Source organism: Candidatus Eisenbacteria bacterium (assembly GCA_030017955.1).
Taxonomy (GTDB): domain Bacteria; phylum Eisenbacteria; class RBG-16-71-46; order JASEGR01; family JASEGR01; genus JASEGR01.
Map to the genome: position 1 here is coordinate 1 of JASEGR010000183.1, position 2,159 is coordinate 2,159.

Below are 2,159 nucleotides of genomic sequence, written 5' to 3' on the forward strand. Positions count from 1 at the left end.
GAATGGGTTTCAGTTATGACTGGGACCGGGAATTTGCGACCTGCGATGCCTCTTATTATCGATGGGAACAGCTCTTTTTTCTGAAGATGTATGAGAAAGGGCTGGCCTATAAGAGACGGTCAACGGTTAACTGGTGTGAGATCTGCAAGACCGTTTTAGCCAATGAGCAGGTGATGGGTGATGGGACCTGCTGGCGGGGCCATGCCGATGACCCGGGTGTCACACAGAAGGAACTGGAGCAGTGGTTCTTCAAGATCACGGATTATGCGGAGGACCTGCTGGAATGGTGCGAGAAACTTCCGGGATGGCCGGAGCGTGTCCTCACCATGCAGAGGAACTGGATCGGAAAATCCATCGGCGCAGAGATTCTTTTCCCATTAGAGAATTCTAAGGAAGCGATCAAGGTCTTCACCACCCGGCAGGACACGGTCTTCGGCGCTACCTTTATGAGCCTTGCTCCGGAACATCCGCTGGCCCTTGTCCTTTCAAAGGGGACCTCCCAGGAGAAAGCGGTGAGGGACTTTGTCGAGAAGATAAAACGACAGGACCGGATCAAAAGGACGGCTCCCACGACAGAGAAGGAGGGTGTTTTCACAGGTGGTTATTGCGTCAACCCGATGACAGAGGCGAGGATGCCCATCTTCGTTGCCAATTTTGTCCTGATGGAATATGGAACGGGCGCAGTGATGGCTGTTCCGACTCATGACCAGAGGGACTTCGAATTCGCCAAGCAGTACGAGCTTCCCCTCATCGTTGTGGTTCAACCGGAAGACCAAACCCTGAATGGGGATACCATGACCAAAGCCTATGAGGGAGAGGGTTTTCTTGTCAACTCAGGGAAGTTTAATGGAATGGGCAGTCTGAAGGCGAGGGAGGCGATTGCGAAGCACCTCGAGGAGAAGGGATTGGGCGGAAAGAAGGTGAGTTACCGGTTAAGAGACTGGGGGATTTCGAGACAGCGTTACTGGGGAGCGCCCATTCCCATTATCTACTGTGAGAAGTGCGGAGCTATTCCGGTTCCGGAAAGAGACCTTCCTGTCGTTCTTCCGCCCAATGTGGAAGTGACCGGCATGGGAGAATCGCCTCTGGTAGGCGCAAAGGAGTTTGTGGAGGTGAGATGTCCTGGGTGCGGAGGTGTGGGCCGAAGGGAGACGGATACCATGGACACCTTTGTCGAATCCTCATGGTATTTTGACCGGTTTGCCTGCCCCGACTATCATGAGGGACCGCTTGATAAGAAGAGGGTCGATTACTGGATGCCTGTGGATCAATACATCGGTGGGATCGAACATGCCATTCTCCATCTCCTCTATTCGCGCTTCTTCACCCGCGTCCTGAGGGAGATGGAGTGGCTGAGCGCCGAAGAACCCTTTACCAATCTCCTCACTCAGGGGATGGTCTGCAAAGAGGTTCTTGAGTGTCCCAGGGATGGATATCTCTTCCCCGATGAGGTGGAAAGGGAGGGAGAAGCCTTTCGCTGTCGCAAGTGCGGCGTTCAGATTACAGTGGGAAGGCTTGAGAAGATGTCGAAGTCGAAGAGGAATGTGGTCGATCCTGAGTATCTGGTCGAAAAGTTTGGTGCCGATACGGCAAGGATCTTCTGCCTCTTTGCCGCTCCGCCCGAGAAGGATCTGGACTGGAGCGATCAAGGAGTGGAGGGTTCCTTCCGTTTTCTTAACCGGGTCTGGAGACTCCTTTTTGAGCAGAATTCCAGACTCCGGAATGTGACTTCCCCTCCTTTCGGAACTCCGGTAGAGAGTGATGCAAAGCTCCTTCGTCAGAAGACCCATAAGACGATCAAGAAGGTGACAGAGGATATTGAACGATTTCATTTTAACACGGCCATCAGCGCGATCATGGAACTGGTCAACGAGATCTATGGTTCGGAGGTCAAGGACCGGGATGATGAAATCTCGAGGAGGTTGATGAGGGAGGCGATTGAGACGACCGTGATTCTGCTTTCGCCATTCGTTCCCCACTTTGCCGAGGAACTCTGGGAGGCTCTGGGGAATAAGGAGTTCGTCGTTAAGAGGGCCTGGCCTGATTATGATCCGGAGGCGGTCCTGGAGGATGAGGTCCTGATCGTTGTCCAGGTCAATGGAAAAGTGAGAGACCGCATCACGGTGCCCGCCTCTTATGGAGAGGAGGAGATCAAGGCC

At 53.5% G+C, this 2,159-nt stretch carries 1 protein-coding gene; it reads left to right on the plus strand.

Translation table 11 applies throughout. The features are described 5' to 3' along the window. Positions 1 to 2,159, plus strand: a 2,159-nt coding sequence (leuS, locus tag QME66_13485) for a leucine--tRNA ligase (protein ID MDI6809959.1), incomplete at both ends; no start/stop codon positions are given.